This is a genomic window from Micromonospora sp. R311, assembly GCF_056780015.1.
On sequence record NZ_JBSWCE010000067.1, the window covers coordinates 1 to 18,777 of the forward strand.

The 18,777-nt window shown below is 72.0% G+C and carries 11 protein-coding genes and 3 pseudogenes; 11 read left to right on the forward strand and 3 right to left on the reverse strand.

The window, feature by feature from the left end:
* Positions 1-1,706 precede the first annotated feature (1,706 nt).
* From AC1WTP_RS33060 to AC1WTP_RS33085, 6 genes and pseudogenes are all read left to right on the forward strand, one after another.
* A pseudogene (locus AC1WTP_RS33060) lies at positions 1,707-2,955 on the forward strand (DegT/DnrJ/EryC1/StrS family aminotransferase).
* Between the two features lie 442 nt (positions 2,956-3,397).
* Positions 3,398-4,567, forward strand: coding sequence for a glycosyltransferase family 4 protein (locus AC1WTP_RS33065; protein WP_481653163.1), 1,170 nt, complete (start codon positions 3,398-3,400; stop codon positions 4,565-4,567).
* A gap of 201 nt (positions 4,568-4,768) precedes the next feature.
* Positions 4,769-7,045: an HAD-IB family hydrolase gene (locus AC1WTP_RS33070; protein WP_481653164.1), complete on the forward strand. Its 2,277-nt coding sequence runs from the start codon at positions 4,769-4,771 to the stop codon at positions 7,043-7,045.
* A complete protein-coding gene (locus AC1WTP_RS33075) occupies positions 7,042-8,232 on the forward strand; it encodes a zinc-dependent alcohol dehydrogenase (RefSeq protein WP_481653165.1) in 1,191 nt (396 codons plus the stop codon). Before AC1WTP_RS33070 ends, AC1WTP_RS33075 begins: the two co-directional genes overlap by 4 nt.
* Before the next feature lie 61 nt (positions 8,233-8,293).
* Complete coding sequence (gene larAH, locus AC1WTP_RS33080; RefSeq protein ID WP_481653166.1) at positions 8,294-9,868, forward strand: NPN-dependent hydroxyacid isomerase, LarAH14/15/16 family; 1,575 nt, start codon at positions 8,294-8,296, stop codon at positions 9,866-9,868.
* A gap of 6 nt (positions 9,869-9,874) precedes the next feature.
* Positions 9,875-10,789 (forward strand): lysophospholipid acyltransferase family protein, encoded by a 915-nt coding sequence (locus AC1WTP_RS33085; protein WP_109898923.1) that lies wholly within the window; start codon positions 9,875-9,877, stop codon positions 10,787-10,789.
* 44 nt (positions 10,790-10,833) lie between these two features.
* On the opposite strand, the gene larE is transcribed toward AC1WTP_RS33085, so the two are convergent.
* Entirely contained in the window at positions 10,834-11,679 is an 846-nt protein-coding gene (larE, locus tag AC1WTP_RS33090; protein WP_481653167.1) for an ATP-dependent sacrificial sulfur transferase LarE, read from the reverse strand.
* Between the two features lie 59 nt (positions 11,680-11,738).
* Here larE and larB point away from each other — a divergent pair, with 59 nt between their 5' ends.
* Positions 11,739-12,488: a nickel pincer cofactor biosynthesis protein LarB gene (gene larB, locus AC1WTP_RS33095; RefSeq protein WP_481653168.1), complete on the forward strand. Its 750-nt coding sequence runs from the start codon at positions 11,739-11,741 to the stop codon at positions 12,486-12,488.
* Positions 12,485-13,762, forward strand: coding sequence for a nickel pincer cofactor biosynthesis protein LarC (larC, locus tag AC1WTP_RS33100; RefSeq protein WP_481653169.1), 1,278 nt, complete (start codon positions 12,485-12,487; stop codon positions 13,760-13,762). Before larB ends, larC begins: the two co-directional genes overlap by 4 nt.
* 250 nt (positions 13,763-14,012) lie before the next feature.
* On the opposite strand, the gene AC1WTP_RS33105 is transcribed toward larC, so the two are convergent.
* A complete protein-coding gene (locus AC1WTP_RS33105; RefSeq protein ID WP_481653170.1) occupies positions 14,013-14,603 on the reverse strand; it encodes a transposase family protein in 591 nt (196 codons plus the stop codon).
* Positions 14,604-14,858: 255 nt separating this feature from the next.
* Between AC1WTP_RS33105 and AC1WTP_RS33110 the strand changes: the two are divergent.
* Together AC1WTP_RS33110 and AC1WTP_RS33115 are read left to right on the forward strand one after the other, a co-directional pair.
* A pseudogene (locus tag AC1WTP_RS33110) lies at positions 14,859-15,638 on the forward strand (proton-conducting transporter transmembrane domain-containing protein); the annotation flags it as partial.
* A gap of 364 nt (positions 15,639-16,002) precedes the next feature.
* Positions 16,003-16,899, forward strand: coding sequence for a peptidase M23 (locus AC1WTP_RS33115; RefSeq protein WP_481653171.1), 897 nt, complete (start codon positions 16,003-16,005; stop codon positions 16,897-16,899).
* Between the two features lie 23 nt (positions 16,900-16,922).
* Here AC1WTP_RS33115 and AC1WTP_RS33120 read toward each other — a convergent pair whose 3' ends face one another.
* On the reverse strand, positions 16,923-17,213 hold the full coding sequence (locus AC1WTP_RS33120; protein WP_146228028.1) for a transposase: 291 nt from the start codon (positions 17,211-17,213) through the stop codon (positions 16,923-16,925).
* Positions 17,214-17,531: 318 nt separating this feature from the next.
* Here AC1WTP_RS33120 and AC1WTP_RS33125 point away from each other — a divergent pair.
* Positions 17,532-18,701 (forward strand): annotated as a pseudogene (locus tag AC1WTP_RS33125) (ISL3 family transposase); the annotation flags it as partial.
* Positions 18,702-18,777: the final 76 nt, after the last annotated feature.

An 18,777-nucleotide genomic window follows, 5' to 3' on the forward strand; every position in this document is an offset into this window, starting at 1 on the left:
GGCGGTCCCACCCATCTCCGCCCAGGTCAGAACCAAAATTTCAGCTCTCCAGGTCCCCGAATTACGTCGAACCCGGGCCAGGTGCAGTCCCAGTTTGCGCCCGATCGCGGCCTTGGACATGCCTTGGGCTGCCAATTTCTGCACGGCGGTGTAGTGCTCGCGTAACCCGGGTCACGATCTTCTCCGGTAGTGGCGGCACCGCCTGCGGCGGGTGTTGTCCTCGGGCGGCGACTGTACTGGCGGGTGAGCCGGGCGCGGTTGGCGTTGACACTCTTCTCTCTCGATGACTGGCACGCTGGTAGGGCGCTCGCGCCACTGATCAATCAGCGGAGCCCGGGCGACCAGCGCCAGGGTGGGCGCGGTGGCGGAGCCTCTGACGGTCTTGCCGGAGCCTGGCCGACGACGGTGGTTCGCACCATCGGGTGACGACGCAGGAACAACACCAGCTCGAAGCCGAGGTGGGCGACAATCAGGGCAGTGGCAATGCCGGCCTGCGTCATCCGCCATGCACGGCCAGCCACACCACGGCGGGGGCTCCGACGACAACCACCGCGGTGGCCACCTCGGCGCGACGTCCTCCAGTCGGCGGGCGCGCCGGGGTGGGCCGGCCAGCGGAACGCGGTGTACGGGCGGGCCGGCGGTCACCGAAACCCGGCGGCGGGTGTCCTCTTGGCGTACCACGGGACGCGCCTCAGAGATGACGGACCAGCCTCAGGTCGCGGACCAGGGCGTGCCGCCGGGTCGACGTGGTCGGCGTCGTGCTGACACGTGCACCGCGCCGTCGTCACCTACGCGCTCGCGCAAGCTGGTTCGGTTTCGTTTCGGGCCGCCGCGACCGTCGCGCACCGGCTACCGCGACTGTCCGGACCGGGTCAGCGAGCACCACTCGTGTATCGCCAGCAGCGTAAACAACGCCGTCGCCCGCACCATGCAGCTCGCGGCGATTGGGGCTGCTGCCGGGCGATCGGCCTATGCGCCGGACCAGTACACCGAGGCAGGCCGCTGACAGATACGTTCCACGCGAAATGTGGCTCACCACCGCCCCGGCTGTGCTCGGTTGTCGTCACCGCTGGTCGTGATCGCTCTGTTCCAGGTCACGGCTATCTGGTCGTCCCACCCCGGTGACGCGGTGTGGGTCGGAGAGCAGGGACAGGACATCGCCGTGCGGTGGCGGTGGTCTGCGCCGTCGAGCATGTGGATGGGCCGGCGGCCGAACAGCCTGCACCGGTCCCGAGACCGCCGAGTGCCGTCGCACGTACCGCTCGTCGTAGAAGAACCGCACCACGTCGGCCACGCAGCGCGACCGCGCGCAGGCCCGTCACACGGGTCTGGACACAGGGCCCCGCCCTCGCGCCGGCCGCAAGGCGTAGCCGTTGTGCACCAACCCGAGGAGTGTCGTCCAGGTACGGTCCGCGCGGCTTGATGAGTGTGCGATGCCCACTGCGCCGGCGGACCCGAAACGCTCGACGGGACGGACACTCTACCGGCTGACGAGCACCGGCAGGAATCGCCTGCTGACGTGGGCGGGCGCTTTCCGCCGCCAGCAAAGGCGGCTGGACGGCGCAATGTCGCGGTCAGCGACCGGCACATCCGGAACCGCAACCGCCGCATCCCCCGGCTCGTTGATTCCCACGGCGGCTTGGCGGAAGCAGTTCACGGCCTCGCCGACCGATTGTCTGAAATACCGAAGAACACGAACAGGCAGGATGCACGTGAAGGTAGCAGCGCAGGCGTACGCCTTCTCCCCCGCGGACATCGAGAAGGTCACCGAGCAGTTCCGCCTCCTGCTCTCAGCCTGCGAGTTCCTGACCCTCGACGCGTACGTGGCCCGCTTCGAGCAGGAGTTCGCCCAGCAGCACCGTGATCCGCTGGCCACCGCCACGCTAGACGCAATCGCATCCGCAGTGAAAGTGGCCGGTAGTAAGTTGACCGAGCCTGCACACACCCTTGCCGCCACCTGCTTCGCGATACTGCGCGCCAGTGCCCGTCCGGTCTTCACCGACTTCGGGACGGACCTCACGCTGGAACCTGCGGACATCGCCCGGCGCATCACCGGCCACGCCCGGTCGATCGTGGCCGCCCATATCGGCAGGCTGATCTCCCCGGCCACACCGGAACTGGCCCCGCTGCGCCAGGACCGGGGCATCGCGGACGCCGCCCACGGCAGTAGCCTGGACGGCCTCACCGGCAGCTCCTTCTGCCTCGTCGCCACCTTCTCTTACTTCTGCACCGAAGTCATCATCCCCATGGGTAAGGGCGGGCTGATACTCACCGCCGACCAACGGCAGCACGACACCGTGCGGCTGATCCGCGACCAAGGCAAGGGCGGCGGCGGCAACCACCCCGAAGTGATCGACGCCAACTGCCGGCTCACCGAGGTGCAGGCGATGCTCCGACTGCTGCAGGTCTACCGCCGGCCGCAGTTCGTCGCCCGCCGCCAGGCGCTACCGGACGGCCCTGGCCGATGTGCCCGGCCTGCGGGTCCTGCTGGTACCGCCCGGCGCCCGATCCAACGACGGCTACCTCGCCGTCCTGCTCGACACCACCGTATCGGAACCGCTGAAGGCCGAGCTGCGCAGCCGGGACGACATCGCGCTCGGCGGGCATATCTACGAGGTCCCGCTGCATCGGCGGTCAGTCTTTCGGTACCTGGCCACCGGCCCGTTGCCGGTCGCCGAGGATCTGCGCGGGCGGCACATCTGCCCGCCGATCTACCCTTCACTGACCTCCCCCGGCCGCTGTTGCGCAACCTGGCGTGAAGGGCCTCGAGCTGCTCCGCCTCGAGGGACTGGGTCTCGACGAGGTACGCGCCCAAATCACCGTCGGCGCTTTGGAACGCCCGGAGGAGGCGGTGGCCGACTCCCGTACCGCCTCATTCTCGGCTTCGGGCACGTCGGCAACCTTGAGGCGCTCAGGCCGTTGCCACTGTTGTTGGCTCGGCACCGGTCCTGCTGATGGTGCAGAACATGGCCGACCGGCGCGAGTACGCCCTGCTCCAGCGGCTGCGCAGCGGCAACGGCCTGGACTTGGTTCGCACCGACGAGCCGTGCTGGCTGCTGCGTGCGCTGCGCGACGGCTGCCGCGTCATGGTAAGCGGCGATCTGGACGCCCACCGGCATTGGCAGTACCGTCACGTTCGTCGCCTGGCGGGTTCGGGACCCCGCCGGTGCCGAGCGGCTGGCCCTGCGCACCAGGGCGCCGATACTAGTTGCGGCCGGCTCGCGGGACGTACGCCGGCCTCAGATGCGCCAAGCCCGGATCAACCCGCGCCTGACCGGCTCGGGTCGTGAGCCCGACGATGTACTCGTGCCGTGCAACTCGTTATGCGGAAGATCGAACGCCAGGTGGCCGCCCGGACCGGACAGTGGCTGGCGTTCCGGAATGTGTGGGAGGCACCATGAAGATCGCCCACGTCCAGCCCTACGACCATGCCATTCCTGGCGGGGTTCGCGAGCACGTGGTCAATCTGGCCCGGCATCAGCGGGCGCTGGGTCACCACGTGACGGTAGTCACGACCGCCTCGACCGAGGACGGTCTGGGTCCTGGGGTCGCCGTGGTGTCCCGCAGTGTGGTGGCGGTACCGATCGCCCGCAGCATCGCCCGCGTCTCGCTGTCGCCGATGGCCTGGTGGCGGGTGCGCCGGCTACTACTGGCCGGCGACCACGACGTGGTGCACATCCACGAACCGCTGGCGCCGATGGTGGCGCTGGCCGCCACGTGCCACACGCGGACGGTCACCGTCGGCACCGTTCACGGGTATCGGCCGGAGTTCCTTCCGTACCGGTTGCTGCGCCGGCCGCTGGACAGGGCGATGCGCCGACTGCACGCCCGCATCGCCGTCTCGGTCGACGCTCGCCGCTGGGTCAGCCAGTACTTCCCCGCCGACTACCAGGTCATCCCCGGCGGGGTCGACGTCGCCCGGTTCAGCGACTCGGCGCTGGCACCGGTCGCCCGTTGGGCCGACGGCCGTCCGACCGTGCTGTACGTCGGCCGGCTCGACCAGCGCAAGGGCTTCCCGGTGCTGCTGGACGCGTGGCCGCAGGTCCGGCGGGCATTGCCAGGCGCGCGGCTTCTGGTCACCGGCCAGTTCGATGCCCGCGAGCGTGACCGGTGGGCGCGCCAGGTGCGGCGGCGCGGGCTCGCTGACGTCGAGCTGATCGGGTATGTGCCGGACGCGGAACTGCCCCGCTACTACCGCACCGCCGACGTCTTCTGCGCGCCATCCACCGGGTACGAAGCGCTGGGCATCGTGCTGCTGGAGGCGATGGCCGCCGGACTGGCGGTGGTGACCACCGACATTGAGGGCTACCGTACGATCGTCCGCGACGGGGCGGAGGCCCTGGTGGCGCCACCGGGCGACGTGACGGCCCTGGCCGACCGGCTGATCGCCGCGCTGGTCGACACCGACCTGCGGGCTCGGCTGGTGGCCAACGGGCGACAGCGGGTCCAGGAGTACGACTGGCCCCGACTGGCCGAGCGGCTGCTTCAGCTGTACGCCTCGCTCGGCGCGGGGTCCGCGGAACCGGTTGACCATGCCGGACGACCAGCGCCGTACGGCCGTCCCTGACCCGAGTCACCACCCTTCGTTGATCGACATGCCCGAGAAGGCAGCGGTGCTGGACTTTCGGCACCGGCACCGGCACCTGGACGGCTCTCACCTGTGGACGCGGGTGTAGGGGCTCCTCACGGGTTACCATGACAGGCGCCTGAGTTCCGATCACCACCCACCCAACTGGAGCCGCTGCGGCGACGCACGAGGGAGTCGACGTTGGACGACGTACCCCCCGCCACCCCGTTGGCCGGTGCGCACGTGCTGCTCACCGGCAGCACCGGCTTCCTCGGCCAGGCCGTACTGGAACGACTGCTGTGCAGCTACCCCGACACCCGGGTCAGTCTGCTAATCCGCGGCCGCGGCAGCCGGTCGGCCGCGGACCGCCTGGCCGGGCTGTTGCGCAAGCCCGTCTTCGCCCACTGGCGCGAGCAGGTCGGCGAGGAGGTTGTTCGGGACGCCGTGGCCAGCCGGGTCCGGGTCGTCGACGCCGCGCTGGGCCACGCCGACGCGGCCCTGTCCCTTCCGCACGACCTCGACGTCGTTGTGCACGCCGCCTCCATCGTCTCCTTCGGCCCGCCCGTGGACGAGGCGTTCCGCACCAACGTCTCCGGAGCGGTGCAGCTGTACGAGGCGGTCCGGTCCGCCGGGGCGGCGCCGCATGTCGTGCACGTCTCCACCGCGTACGTCGCCGGCGGGCACAAGGGCGTGGTACCCGAGGTGGCCCTCGAGCACACGGTCGACTGGCGCACCGAACTGGCGGCGGCGCTGGCCGCGCCCGCCGAGGTGGAGCGCGACTCGCGCCGCCCGGAGTTGCTCAGCCGGCTGCTGGCCGAGGCTCGCCGGGAGCACGGCCGGTCCGGGCCCCAGTCGACGGCCGCGGCGGCGGAACGGGCACGGGTCGAGTGGGTTCGGGACCGGCTGGTCGACTACGGCCGGTTGCGCGCCCGCACGCTGGGCTGGCCGGACGTGTACACCTTCACCAAGGCGCTCGGCGAGCGGGTGGCCGAGGACCTCGTCGGCGACACGCTGCCGCTGTCGGTGGTCCGGCCGGCCATCGTGGAGAGCGCCCTGGCCCATCCCCGCCCCGGGTGGATCGACGGGCTCAAGATGACCGACCCGCTGATCCTGGCGTACGGACGGGGGATCCTGCCGGAGTTCCCCGGTCTGCCCGACGGCGTGCTGGACCTGGTGCCGGTCGACATCGTGGTCAACGCGATCCTCGCCGTGGCCGCCGTGCCGCCGCCGGCCGCCAGCCCGGCGTACTACCACGTCGGGTCGGGTGCCCGGAACCCGCTGACCTTCCGCGACATGTACGACACCGTGCGGCAGTATTTCACCGAGCACCCGATGCCCGACGGCGACCGGGGTGACGTGCGGGTGCCGACCTGGGACTTTCCCGGCTCGCGCCGGGTGGGCCGGATGCTGCGCGCCGGCGAGCGTGCCCTGGGCGTCGCGCAGAGCGCCCTGCTGGCCGCCCCCGCCACCGACCGTACCCGCGACTGGCAGGACCGGCTCACCCGACGCCGGGCCGATCTGGACTTCCTGCGCCGGTACGCCGACCTGTACGGCGTCTACACCGAGACCGAGGTGGTGTACACCGACGACCGGCTGCTCGCCCTGCACCGTGCGCTGCCGCTCGAGCGGGCCGCCGAGCACGGCTTCGACGTGGCGGCGATCGACTGGCCGCACTACCTTCGGCGGGTGCACATTCCGGCGATCACCGCTTCGCTGCGCCGTACGCCGGCCAACCGGCCCGCCGACCGCCGGCTGCCCGCCGTGGCCAACGGCGACCGGGACGTGATCGCCCTGTTCGACCTGGAAGGCACGCTGGTGGCCGCCAACGTCGTGGAGGGTTACCTGTGGGCCCGGCTGGCCGACCTGCCGGCCCGGCACTGGCCGGGCGAGCTCGTCGACCTGGTCGGCCGGCTGCCCGGCTACCTGGCTGCCGAGCGGCGCGACCGGGGTGAGTTCCTGCGCCGGTTCCTGCGCCGCTATGCCGGGGCGAGCGAGGCGCTGCTGCACCGGCTCGTCGATGAGCGGCTCGGCGACGCGCTGCTGCGCCGAGCCCACCCGGAGGCGGTCCGGCGGGTGCGGGAGCACCGGGCCGCGGGCCACCGCACGGTGCTCGTCACCGGCACGGTCGACGTACTGGTCCGCCCGCTCGCGCCGCTGTTCGACGAGGTGGTGGCCAGCGGGCTGCACCTGCGCGACGGCGTCTACTCCGGCCTGCTCGACGCGCCGCCGCTGGTGGGCGAGGCCCGGGCGGCGTGGCTGCGGCGGTACGCCCGCACCGCGGGGGCGCGGCTGGAGCACTGCTACGCGTACGGGGACAGCTACTCCGACCGGCCGCTGCTGGAAGCGGTCGGCCAGCCGGTCGCGGTCAACCCCGATCCGCAGCTCTACCGGTACGCCCGCAGCCGGGGTTGGCCGGTGGCCCGGTGGGCAGCGGGCACCCTGCCGGCGCTCGACGCGCTGACGGAGACGGTGCGATGATCCTCACCCTCGAATACCACCGCTCGCCGGCCCGCTACCAGGCCGGGCGGGCCGTCTCTGGCAGCGCCCTGGGTGGCCGGGCGGCCGGCCTCCTCGCCGCCAACCTGGCGCCGCTGCGGCTGCTCACCCGCCCCGAGCCGCGCCCGCCCGCGGCGGACTGGACCCGGGTGCGGGTGCTGCTGTCCGGCATCTGCGGCTCGGACCTGGGGCTGCTCACCGGACGCAACTCGCCGTACCTGTCGGCACTGGTGTCGATGCCCTTCACCCCGGGCCACGAGGTGGTCGGGGTGACCGTCGACGACCTGCCGGAGCTGCCCCGGGGCAGCCGGGTGGTGCTGGACCCGGTGCTCGGCTGCCGGCCCCGCGACGTGCCGCCATGCCGGGCCTGCGCGGGCGGCGGGCACAACCGGTGCGACCGCATCGCGGCCGGTCAGGTCTCGCCCGGGTTGCAGACCGGCTTCTGCGCGGACACCGGTGGCGGCTGGAGCCGGATGCTGGTGGCCCACCGCAGCCAGCTGCACCCCGTGCCGGACCGCCTGGACACCGAACAGGCGCTGCTGGTCGAGCCGCTCGCGTGCGCCATCCACACCGTACGACGGGTGGCCATTGCGGACGGTGCGAGCGTCGTGGTGGTCGGTGCCGGCACGGTCGGCCTGCTCACCCTGCTGGCCCTGCGCGAGCACACCAGGGCGGGCCCGGTCTACGTCATCGCCAAGCACCCGCACCAGCGGGACCGCGCGGCCCAGCTGGGCGCCACGGAGGTGCTGGCCGCGGACCGCGCGACCCGGGCGCTGCGCCGGGCGACCGGCGGCTTCCTGTCCCGGCCGGACCGCGGCCCCGAGTTCCTGCTCGGCGGGGCGGACGTCGCCTTCGATTGCACCGGCGGCAGCGGGCTGGACATCACCCTGCGGGTGGTCCGCGCCGGCGGCACGGTGCTGCTGTCCGGCATGCCGAACGCTGCGGTGGACCTCGCCCCGTTGTGGTTCCGGGAGCTGGAACTCGTCGGCGGGTACGCCTCCGGCGGACGGGACTTTCCGGACGCGCTGGAGCTGGCCGGGGCGCCGCCGCTGCGCGACTACGTCGACGCGGTGTACCCGCTGTCGCGGTGGCGTGACGCGATCGGGCACGCCACGGCGGCGGGACGGTTGGGCACGGTCAAGGTCGCTTTCGACCCGACCCGGGACTGAGAGGAGTGCCGATGGTGGACGCAGCCGGTGCCGGTCGGACGGTGGGCCAGGAGCCGGGCCCGTGAGGCCCGGGTTCGTGCTGGAGGTCGACGAGCGCACGCCCGCGCTGCTGATGCACGAGGGGGAGGGATTCCGGCTGGAGCGGCTGCCGTTGGGCAGCCGGGTCGTGTACCCGCCGGAATCGCTGCCCGGCCTACCCGACCTCGACGGGCGGATCCGCGCCGCGCTCGACGCGCCGCTCGGCTGCGAGCCGTTGCGCGAACTGCTGCGCCCGGGGATGCGGCTGACGATCGTCTTCGACGACCTGTCGCTGCCGTTGCCGCCGATGCGCACCCCGGACGTGCGGCAACGGGTGATCGAGCGGGTGCTGGAGCTGGCCGCCGCCCGCGGGGTGGACGACGTGCAGCTCATCGCCGGCAACGCCCTGCACCGCCGGATGACCCCGGCGGAGCTGCGCCGTACGGTGGGCGAGCGGGTGTTCCGCTCGTTTTTCCCGCACCACCTGCGCAACCACGACGCCGAGGACCGGGCGAACCTCACCGAGGTCGGCACCACCCGACACGGCGAGGTTGTGGAGATCAACCGGCGGGCCGCCGAGAGCGACCTGATCGTGTACGTCAACATCACGCTGACCGCGATGAGTGGCGGGCCGAAGTCGGTGTCCGTGGGGCTGGCCTCCTACCGGAGTCTGCGTCACCACCACAACGTGCACACGCTGCGCCACTCCCGGTCGTTCAACGACCCGCCGAACTCGGCGATGCACCACTCGTACGACCGGATGGCCGGTGTGCTCGGCGAGCACGTGCGGATCTTCCAGATCGAGACGACGCTCAACAACGACACCTTCCCGGCGCAGTTGGGCTTCCTCAACCGGCGCGAGTGGGAGTGGACCCTGCGGGACCAGGCCGCGTACCTCGCCGCGAAGCGGGCCAACGACCTGGTGCCGGCCCGGCGCCGGCGGCAGCTGTGGCACCGCACCGCCGCGCCGTACGGGGTCACCTCGGTCACCGCCGGCGACCCGGCGCAGGTCCACCCGGTGACTGTCAGCCATGTGCTACGCCAGCAGCTCACCGAGGTCGACGGCCCCTCCGACATCGGGATCTTCGGGCTGCCGTACATCTGCCCGTACAACGTCAACTCGGTGATGAACCCGATCCTGGTGATGAGCCTGGGTCTGGGCTACTTCTTCAACCTCTACCGCGGGCAGCCGATCGTCCGGCCCGGCGGAGTGGCGATCTACTACCACCCGGTGCGCAACGAGTTCCACCCGGTGCACCACCCGAGTTACATCGACTTCTTCGAGGAGGTGCTCACCGAGACGACCGACCCGGTGGCCATCGAGACGAAGTTCGAAGAGCGTTTCGCCACCGACCCGTGGTACGTCCACCTGTACCGCAACAGCTACGCCTACCACGGAGTGCATCCGCTGTACATGTGGTATTGGGGTGCGCACGCGCTGGAGCACCTGGGCGAGGTGATCTTCGTCGGCGGGGACCGGCACAGCACGGCCCGGATGGGTTTCCGCAGTGCCTCGACCCTGGCCGACGCGCTGGAGATGGCCCGGGACACGGTCGGCCGCAGCCCCACTGTGACGTACCTGCACGCCCCGCCGCTGACCATGGCCGACGTGCGGTAGGCGGGCATGGGCATCATCGACGAGGCGCGGATGCTGGCCGCCGGGCGGGACTGGCGGGGCCGCTCCCGTACCCCGCGCAGCGCGGTCGGCCACGAACTGCCCCAGCCACCCGGCGAGTTCCCTACCGCCTGGGCGCGCAGCCGCGCCGCGCAGGTCACCCGCCGCGCCCTGCAACTCGTCCTGATGCGGCCGGCGACCTGGAGCCAGACCCGTCCGGAGGTGCAGGGCCGGGACCTGCTGCGGGACCTGACCGGCCCGGTGGTGTTCGTGGCCAACCACAGCAGCCACCTGGACGCCCCGCTGATCATCGGCTCGCTGCCCGACCGGTTCGCGCGCAACCTCGCCGTCGGGGCGGCAGCGGACTACTTCTTCGACGCCCGCTGGCGCGCGGCCGCCACCGCGCTGGTGTTCAACGCCTTCCCGGTCGAGCGCTACCGGTCCCGCCGGCTGCGCAGCCTCGCCCCGGAACTGGTCGCGCAGGGCTGGAACCTGCTGCTGTTCCCGGAGGGCAGCCGCAGCGAGGACGGCTGGATGTCCCCGTTGCGGATGGGCGCGGCCCAGCTCTGCGTCACCCGGGGCGTGCCCGCGGTGCCGGTGGTGCTGCGCGGGACGTACGCCGCGATGCCGCGCGGGCGCAACTGGCCGATGCCCGGCCGGCCGCGGGTGGTGGTCCGGTACGGCCCAGCGCTGAACCCGGAACCGGACGAGCGGGCACGCGCCTTCCACGCCCGGCTCACCGCTGCGGTGAGCCGGCTGTGGGCCGAGGACGACCTGGGCTGGTACGGGGCGCTGCGGGCCGCCGCGCGCGGCGAGTTGGCGCTGCCGACCGGCCCGCCGGCGGCGTCTTGGCGGCGGACCTGGGAGGCTACCCGGCCGGTGCCCGGCGGGGGCGGGGACCGGGTGTGGGGTGAGCCGCGCTGACCGCGTCCGCGTCGCCGCTGGCCGCCGCGCGCGAGGCGGCCGGGTCAGGCCCGGCGCCACCGCTCCGGGTCGGGCAGCAGCTCGTTCATCGAGCCGGACCGGAACGGAGCCACGGTCAGCGGTGCGTCGCCGAAGCCGGCGGCCCGCACCGCCTCGCCCAGCACCGACAGGCTCCGAGCGGCCGCCACCAGCGACGCGTCGACCTCCACCCGTACCGAGTCGCCGAGGTCCCGTACCCGCAGGTCCCGCACGCCGAGGTTGGCGAGCAGCGCCCGGGCGGCAGCCTCGGCGCGTTCCACCCGGGCCAGCCGGGCCGGGGTGATGCGTACGCCGTACGCGATGCGGCTGGACAGGCAGGCGGCGGCCGGCTTGTCCCACATCGGCACCCGCCACCGGCGGCCGACCCGCCGCACCGCGGCCTTGTCCAAGCCGAGGTCGGCGAGGGGGGTGCGGGCGCCGCGCTCGGCGGCGGCCCGGATGCCGGGGCGGAAGCCGGCGGCCACGTCGCTGGCGTTCGTGCCGGTCACCAGGCTGGTGTAGCCCTCCGCGTGGGCCACCTCGGTGGCGGTGTCCAGCAGGGTGCCCTTGCAGAAGTAGCAGCGCCGGGGGCCGTTGTCCCGGTAGCCGCGCACCGCCAGCTCGGCGGTGGGCACCGCGTGGTGCGCCACGCCCAGCTCGGCGCACCAGGCGCGGGCGGCGGCGAGCTCCGCCTCCGGCAGCGCGGGCGAGACCGCAGTGACCGCCGCCACGTCCGCCGTGCCGAGGGCGCGCACCGCCGCGGCCAACACGACTGCCGAGTCGACGCCGCCGGAGAAGGCGACCAGGGGCCGCCCGTACCTGCCGACCTCGGCGACCAGCCGCGCCGCCAGTTCCGCCACTGGATCGTGCATCCCTCGCCCACCTTCCGGTGCCGCCCCGCCGCCACGATGACGACCCGCAGGAGCCGCACATGACCGGACCGTACCCGAGGCAGCAGTCGCCGGTGACCCGCCAGGCACGCGCGGCGACCGTCGATCTGGGTTTCGCCCAGCTCGACGTCGACCGCGCCGCCCGCACCGGCGATCCGGAGGTGGTGTTCGGCGCCGGCAAGACCCCCGAACAGGTCATCGGGGCGCTGGCCGCGTTGCATCGGGCGCACCCGGAACGCGCGGTGCTGGCGACCCGGCTGACCGCCGAGGCCGGCAGCCGGTGCCGCGCGGAGCTACCCGGCGTACGCCTGGATGAGGCCGGCCGGTGCGCGGTGCTCGGCCCGCCACCGCAGGCCCGGGGACGGGTGGCAGTCGTCGCCGCCGGCACCGCCGACCTGCCAGTGGTACGCGAGTGCGCCACCACGATCGAGGTGTTCGGCGCCGCGCCGGAGATGGTCCTCGACGTCGGCGTGGCCGGCCTGCACCGGCTACTCGCCCAGCGGGACCGGATCGCGGGCTGCGACGTCGTGGTGGCCGTCGCCGGCATGGAGGCCGCCCTGCCGTCGGTCCTGGGAGGGCTGGTCGGCAACCCGCTGATCGCGGTGCCGACCAGCGTCGGCTACGGCTGGCACCTCGACGGCATGGTGGCCTGGCTCGCGGCGCTCAACAGCTGCGCGCCCGGCGTGCTCACCGTCAACGTGGACAACGGCTTCGGCGCCGGGGTCGCCGCGGCCCGGATCGCCCGGCGTACCGCCGGGGCCGCGGACCGCACGGGGGAGGCGTCACGGTGAGAGTGCTATGGGTGGACGCGGGCAACGGCGCCGCCGGTGACATGCTGCTGGGTGCGCTGCTCGACGCCGGAGCCGACCTGGACCGGGTGCGCGCCGGCCTCGCCCAGCTCGGATTGGAGGAGATGCGGGTCGGGCTGCGGCAGGTGCGCCGGCACGGGCTGCGAGCCGCGCGAGCGGTGGTGGAGGTCCCCGACGCGGCGACCTCACGCGGACTGGCAGAGATCGTCGCGGCCGTCAACACGGCAGGGTTGCCGGCACCGGTACGCGACTTCGCCGTCGCGACGTTCGACCGGTTGGCCCGCGCCGAGGCGCGGGTGCACGGCGCGCCCGTGGAACGGATCCACTTCCACGAGGTGGGTGCCCTGGACGCGGTCGTGGACGTGGTGGGTTGTGCACTCGCGCTGCACGAGCTCGACCTGCTGGGGGCACAGGCCCGGATCGTCGGGCCAGTGGCGGTGGGCTCGGGCACCGTCCACAGCGCCCACGGGCCGCTGCCGGTGCCCGCACCGGCGGTACTGGAACTGCTGGTCGCAGCCGGCGCGCCGATCAGGGAACACCCGGCACAGCGGGAGCTGTGCACGCCCACCGGCGCGGCGCTGCTTACCACGCTGGCCACCGGATGGGGACCAGCTCCCTCCTGCGTGCCGACGGCTGCCGGCGTCGGCGCCGGCAGCGCCGACCCGCCCGGACACCCGAACGTGCTCCGACTGCTGGTCGGCCGGGACGCGCCGACCGGGCCGGGCCCCGAGTGGGTCACCAGCGCACTGCACCGGGTCGACGCCACCGTCGACGACCTGGACCCCCGCGTCTGGCCGGACCTACTGCACCAGCTACGGGCCGCTGGGGCGGCCGACGCCTGGTGCACCCCGGCCCTGACCCACCACGGCCGGCCCGGACAGGTGCTCAGCGTGCTAACCGAGGCAGAGCGGGTGGACCTGCTCTGCGGGATCGTCTTCGAGGAGACGACCACCCTCGGCGTGCGAATCTCGACCGTCGAGCGGCGCGCGCTGCGCCGCGACGAGGTGACCGTGACCATCGCCGGGTGCGCGGTCGCCGTCAAGCGCGGTCACGTCGGCGACCGCGTGGTGACAGTGCAGCCGGAGTACCAGGAGGCGCTGACGGTGGCGCGACGCACCGGCCTACCGGTAGCCGAGGTGCTCGCCCGTGCCGCAGAGGCAGCGCAGCCGGCATCGACGGGAGAGGCTGCGGCAAGACAGACCGTGCCGGGAGCAGCCGGAGCAACGGGCGGCCCCAGCCACGCCGGAGACCGGTGACTGGCACCCGGCGGCGGAAGCGCCGGTATGACCGGAACGGCCGCGGAGACGTCCGTCGACAACGACCTCGTGCATGGTTGTCCGCAGCGTGGGGAGTGCCCCCGGCTGGGGCAGGTCGGCGGTGATGGCGGCGATGGGTTCGCGCCGCGGTCGGTGTGTTGATGGTCGGACAGTAGACCGGCGACAGCCCGGATGGTGGTGTCGAGGCTGTCGCGGCGCCCGAGATGGCGGGTCAAGCTGCGCCAGTTCTTCAGGTGGGCGATGGCGTGCTCGACGCGTACCCGGCGGCGGGCGTGCTCGCGGCGCTGGGCTTGGCGTAGTTCGGCGATGCCAGACAAGGCGTTCCAGGGCTTTCTTGTGATGCCGCAGTGTCGGGGGTGATCACCTGGCCGCCGGTTTGGGCGCCAAGGCCCTGATAACCGGCGTCGGCGAGGATACGCACCCCGCCGGTGTGGGCCAGCCAGTCCGTCAGACCGGCCTGGCGAGCTTGGGTGATGTCGGCGGTGCTGCCGGGCACGGTGGCACCGCAGAACAACAGCCGGCCCTGGTTGTCGCTGAGGACCATCGTCTTGATCGCGTTGGTGCGCGACTTCCCGGACACGAACCGCTGCCGTCCGGCGCGTCCGGCAGCAGGACGCCGGACGCGGATCTCGGTGGCGCCCATCAACGCCGCCGCCCGCACATGATTCAGGTAGGCGACCACGTCAGCCAGGGTGCGCAGCCGCAGGCCGCCGGGCACCCGGCAGCCCCGCTCGGCCAGCAACGGTCGGATCTCGCCCACCGCCCGGGTGATCGTGGAGCGGTCCACCCCGAACCACGCCGCCAGCACATCATGGGTCACGCCGTGACGCAGGCAGACCAGGGTGGCCAGCAGCCGGTCAACGAAGACCAGCCGGTAGCGGGCACCGGCACCTACCGCCCGCCGACGGTCCGGGCGGTCAACCGGGCTTGCTGCCGATCCTGCCACACCGGACCCAGCTCGGCCACCAGTTCGGCGATGACCTCGACAGACAAGCCCGTCACCCGACGATGAAGCACCATAGTGGACCGAACCACCGGAAGATCATCCCACCAAGCACCCACAACCATGCACGAGGTCTTTAGGGCCGGCGGGGTACGGGCGCACTTCTGAGTCCCGGATGCGGCCGAAGGCTCCACCGCCCTCGCGGTGACGTTCTTGGCGACCGTGCCAAGATCGGCGTGCTTGTGGCGGTCTACCGGTTCGTCGGGCGTGGTGCTGGCGTCTACACCGCGGCCAGCCGTGGTGGCTGCGGCGGGCGTAGCGAGCATGGCGTCGGGCAAACTCGCCGCCTACTGGTCCGATCGGAGGCGGCTGCTCGGCTGGTTCACCGTCAGCCAGGTCGGCTTCCTGCTCGTACCGGTCGTCGCGGCTGGCCCCAGCGACCTCGCGATAAACCTCAGCGACGGTGACCGACATCGCCGCGTTCGCAGTCACTGCTGCACTGCTCGCGCGGCGGGACCTCGCCCAGTGGCAGGGCGTAGCCGCCGGGTGGCCGTGGCTCGCTGTGGCTCTGCTGGTTGCGCTGCTCGGCCTGGTCGGCATCCCACCCACCGCGGTGTTCGTTGGCAGGGTCACGACCGTGAACGCCGCCTGGGACGGCGGGTATGCGTGGCTCGCTGTCACCGTATTCGTGAACATCAGCTTGTTCCTACCTTCGCTGGATCGTTCCGACCTACCGCAGTCCGGCGCAGGCATCGTCGGACGGCGGTCACTCCGCCGCAGGCATCGTCGGACGGCGGTCACTCCGCCGCGCTCCACCAGAACCCGGCGCGGCGGTGGCCGGAGAGGGCCGTGACCGATGCTGCTCTCAGCCTCGTGGCAGGTGTCGCCGCAGGTCTGCCCTGGGAGGTGGCGGCCCCGCAACAGATCACAGGAGCCGGGCCGATGGCCGGAATAGGTGGTGGTAAGGATCGGCCACATATGAGGATGATCAAGTGGGCTAATACGCCGATCTGATGCCGCCATGCCTCCGAAAGGCGGAGGTTGGTATCACCTGAAAGGATTAGCTAGTGGATCATCTGACGGTGGCGCGATGCATCCCCCCGTTCCTGCCTCACCCGGCACCCCTGCAGGGGAAAGAGAGGTTTGACTTGATCGCGCGTGTTCTCCCAGGGGCTACCCGGGCGCCCCGGGGGCTCCGGTTGCAAACGGCGAAAATGTGAGCAGCGCCACTCCATCACTCTGGGTAACTGCTGCTTATCCTGCCTAGCCTCGTCGAATGCGTAACGACGGCACCCTCGACGACCAGAACAAACTCGGCTGGCCGGCTGACCGTTCGGACGATATCCCCTCAGCCGATCGACTACACGTCACCTTCCAGCCCCGACTCCGCAATGTCAGACTGTTGAGTACCCGCCTCGACGGCCTGCGTAACTTCCTCGCCGCCCGGCGCAGGCGGACCAAGGTGGCGGTCGCCACCGGAGCGGTGTGCTGCCTCGGCCTCGCGGCCCTCACCCAGGTCGACGCCAGCTCCGGCGGCCAGTCTCCGGTGCCCGACCAGCGCGCGGAGATCACTCAGCGGGCCGAGGCCGACGCCGACGCCGCCTCCCGCGGACTGGCCCGCGAGTCCGCCGCCCCGGCCACCGAAGCCCCTGCCCCCGCAAGCTCCCCGTCCCCAACGGCAACCCTCAAGCCCAAGCCCAAGGCCACGTCGAAGTCGAAACCCAAGCCCAAGCGAATTCCCCCGGTCGCGGGGCTGGACCGGGCTCAGATGGACAACGCCAAGAAGATCGTGGAGACCGGCCGGAAGATGGGCGTCCCCCGCCGCGCGCTTGTGATCGCGGTGGCCACGGCAATGCAGGAGAGCAGCCTCTACAACTACGCAAGCGGCGTGCTGCCCGAGTCGCAGAACTACCCGCACCAGGCCATCGGTTGGGACCACGACTCCGTTGGACTCTTTCAGCAGCGCCCCAGCACCGGCTGGGGGCCCGTACGCGACCTGATGAAACCGGAATTCGCCACCCGGCAGTTCCTCACTGCGCTGCTGGCAATCCCCGGCTGGCAGAACCTGCCGCTGACCCTCGCTGCCCAGGCTGTCCAGGTCTCCGCCTTTCCCTACGCCTACGCCCAGCACGGATGGCGGGCGATCAAAGTAGTGGACGCCATCTTGAGCTGACCAGGTATGCGGCTAGCGCCCCGTCATGCAGCCTTGAACGGGTAATCCGGGTGGCGGATCTTGGAGCCGGCGGCGAATCCGGTTTTCGGTTTGGCGCGTTGGTTGCGCCAGCGGATGTAGTCGCCGATGGCGGCGTCCTGCTCGCCGTGGCTGCGGTGGTCGGTGCCGTTGAGGGCGAAGTAGCGGACAGCGGCGAACTCCGCTTCGATCCAGTTCAGCCAGGACGCGTAGGTCGGTAGGAACACCAGTTCCACGCGGTTGGCCGCACACCAGGCACGGACCTCGGGGTGCTTGTGCGGGGAGAAGTTGTCCACGATCAGGGAGAGACGCTGGTCGGGCCAGCGGCGGCGACAGCAGGGTCTTGAGAAAGCCGAGGAACTCGCGCCAGCGTTTGCGGTCACGGATGCGGTAATGCAGGCGCCCGGTGGCCAGGTCGAGGGCGGCGATCATGTGCCGCACCCCGTGGTCGCGGGTGTAGGTGGCCCGCAGCCGCGCCAGCTGTCCCTGGGATCGCGGCTCTTCGAACTTGAGCGGGGTTCGCGGCTGAGTCGACCCGAGCGTGAGGGGCTCGCAGCCCGTCAGTGATCATCTGAGTGTCTAGTTCGGATGGTCACAAGTGAAGAGCTGCGAGCATGGTCAACGATACGACGCGGCTGCTGGGCCTGGACGGTCTGGTCGCTGAGCGGGTCGAGCTGGACGCCACCGGTGTCCCGGTGGTGGACCTGTCCACCGGTTGTGAGCAGGCACGATGCTGCCCGCAGTGCGGGCAGCGTGCGCTGAGGGTGAAGCAATGGACCACGACCCGGCCGCGGGATTTGCCGGTCGGTGGCCGGCCGGTGAAGTTGCGCTGGCGGAAACGTCGCTGGTACTGCCCGACGCCAGACTGTCCGCGTAAGTCGTTCACCGAGCAGGTCGCGCAGGTCCCGGCCCGTGCCCGGCTGACCAGCCGGCTGCGGCAAGCGGCCGGGGCGGCGGTCGCCGACGCGGGTCGCACGATCGTGCAGGCCGCCCGGGACCACGGCATCTCCTGGCCGGTCGTCGCTGCCGCGTTCACCGCCCACGCGAGCGCGGTGTTGCCGGCCGAGCCGGAGCCGGTCGCGGTGCTGGGCATCGACGAGGTTCGCCGCGGCAAGCCGCACTGGATCTGGGACGCCCGCGCCGGTTCGTGGACCGTTACTGCGGACCGCTGGCACGTTGGCTTCTGCGATCTGTCCGGTGGTCAGGGGCTGCTCGCGCAGGTCGAAGGCCGTACCACGGCGGCGGTGACCGGCTGGCTGACCGCTCGCCCGCCGGCCTGGCGTGAGCAGGTCCAGGCGGTGGCGATCGACATGTGCACCGTGTTCAAGTCCGCGATCCGGCAGGTGTTACCGCACGCGGTGCTGGTCGTCGATCATTTCCACGTCGTGCAACTGGCCAACCGGGCGGTCACCGAGGTCCGCCGCCGCATGACCTTGACCCAGCGGGGGCGCCGCGGTCGCGGCAGCGACCCGGAATGGCGGATGCGTAACCGGCTGACCCGCTCGGCCGCCCGCATGAGCGGCAAGCACGTCGACGGCCTCGTCGACACCCTCGAGGCCCTCCCGACGGCGATCGGTGCTCCGATCCTGGCCGCATGGAACGCGAAAGAAGACCTGCTCGACCTGCTCGCGGTCGCCCGCACCCAGCCGAACCGGGAACACGCCCACCGGCTGCTGCACCGCTTCTACGCCCGCTGCGCCGCCTCCGACCTGACCGAACTTCACCGGCTCGCCACCACGATCGAAACCTGGTGGCCACAGATCCACACCTTCCTGACCACCGGCCCGGGTTCGACGTAATTCGGCGGGCCTGGAGGTCCTGCGAGGCGGAATGCGCTGGTCGGCGGGTCGCGAGAGGCAG

Bases quoted from the DNA above. Each gene is read 5' to 3' on its own strand.
- AC1WTP_RS33065 (WP_481653163.1), top strand. From the start codon at position 3,398: ATGAAGATCGCCCACGTCCAGCCCTACGACCATGCCATTCCTGGCGGG.
- larE (WP_481653167.1), bottom strand. From the start codon at position 11,679: ATGCACGATCCAGTGGCGGAACTGGCGGCGCGGCTGGTCGCCGAGGTC.
- larB (WP_481653168.1), top strand. From the start codon at position 11,739: ATGACCGGACCGTACCCGAGGCAGCAGTCGCCGGTGACCCGCCAGGCA.
- AC1WTP_RS33075 (WP_481653165.1), top strand. From the start codon at position 7,042: ATGATCCTCACCCTCGAATACCACCGCTCGCCGGCCCGCTACCAGGCC.
- AC1WTP_RS33115 (WP_481653171.1), top strand. From the start codon at position 16,003: ATGCGTAACGACGGCACCCTCGACGACCAGAACAAACTCGGCTGGCCG.
- AC1WTP_RS33085 (WP_109898923.1), top strand. From the start codon at position 9,875: ATGGGCATCATCGACGAGGCGCGGATGCTGGCCGCCGGGCGGGACTGG.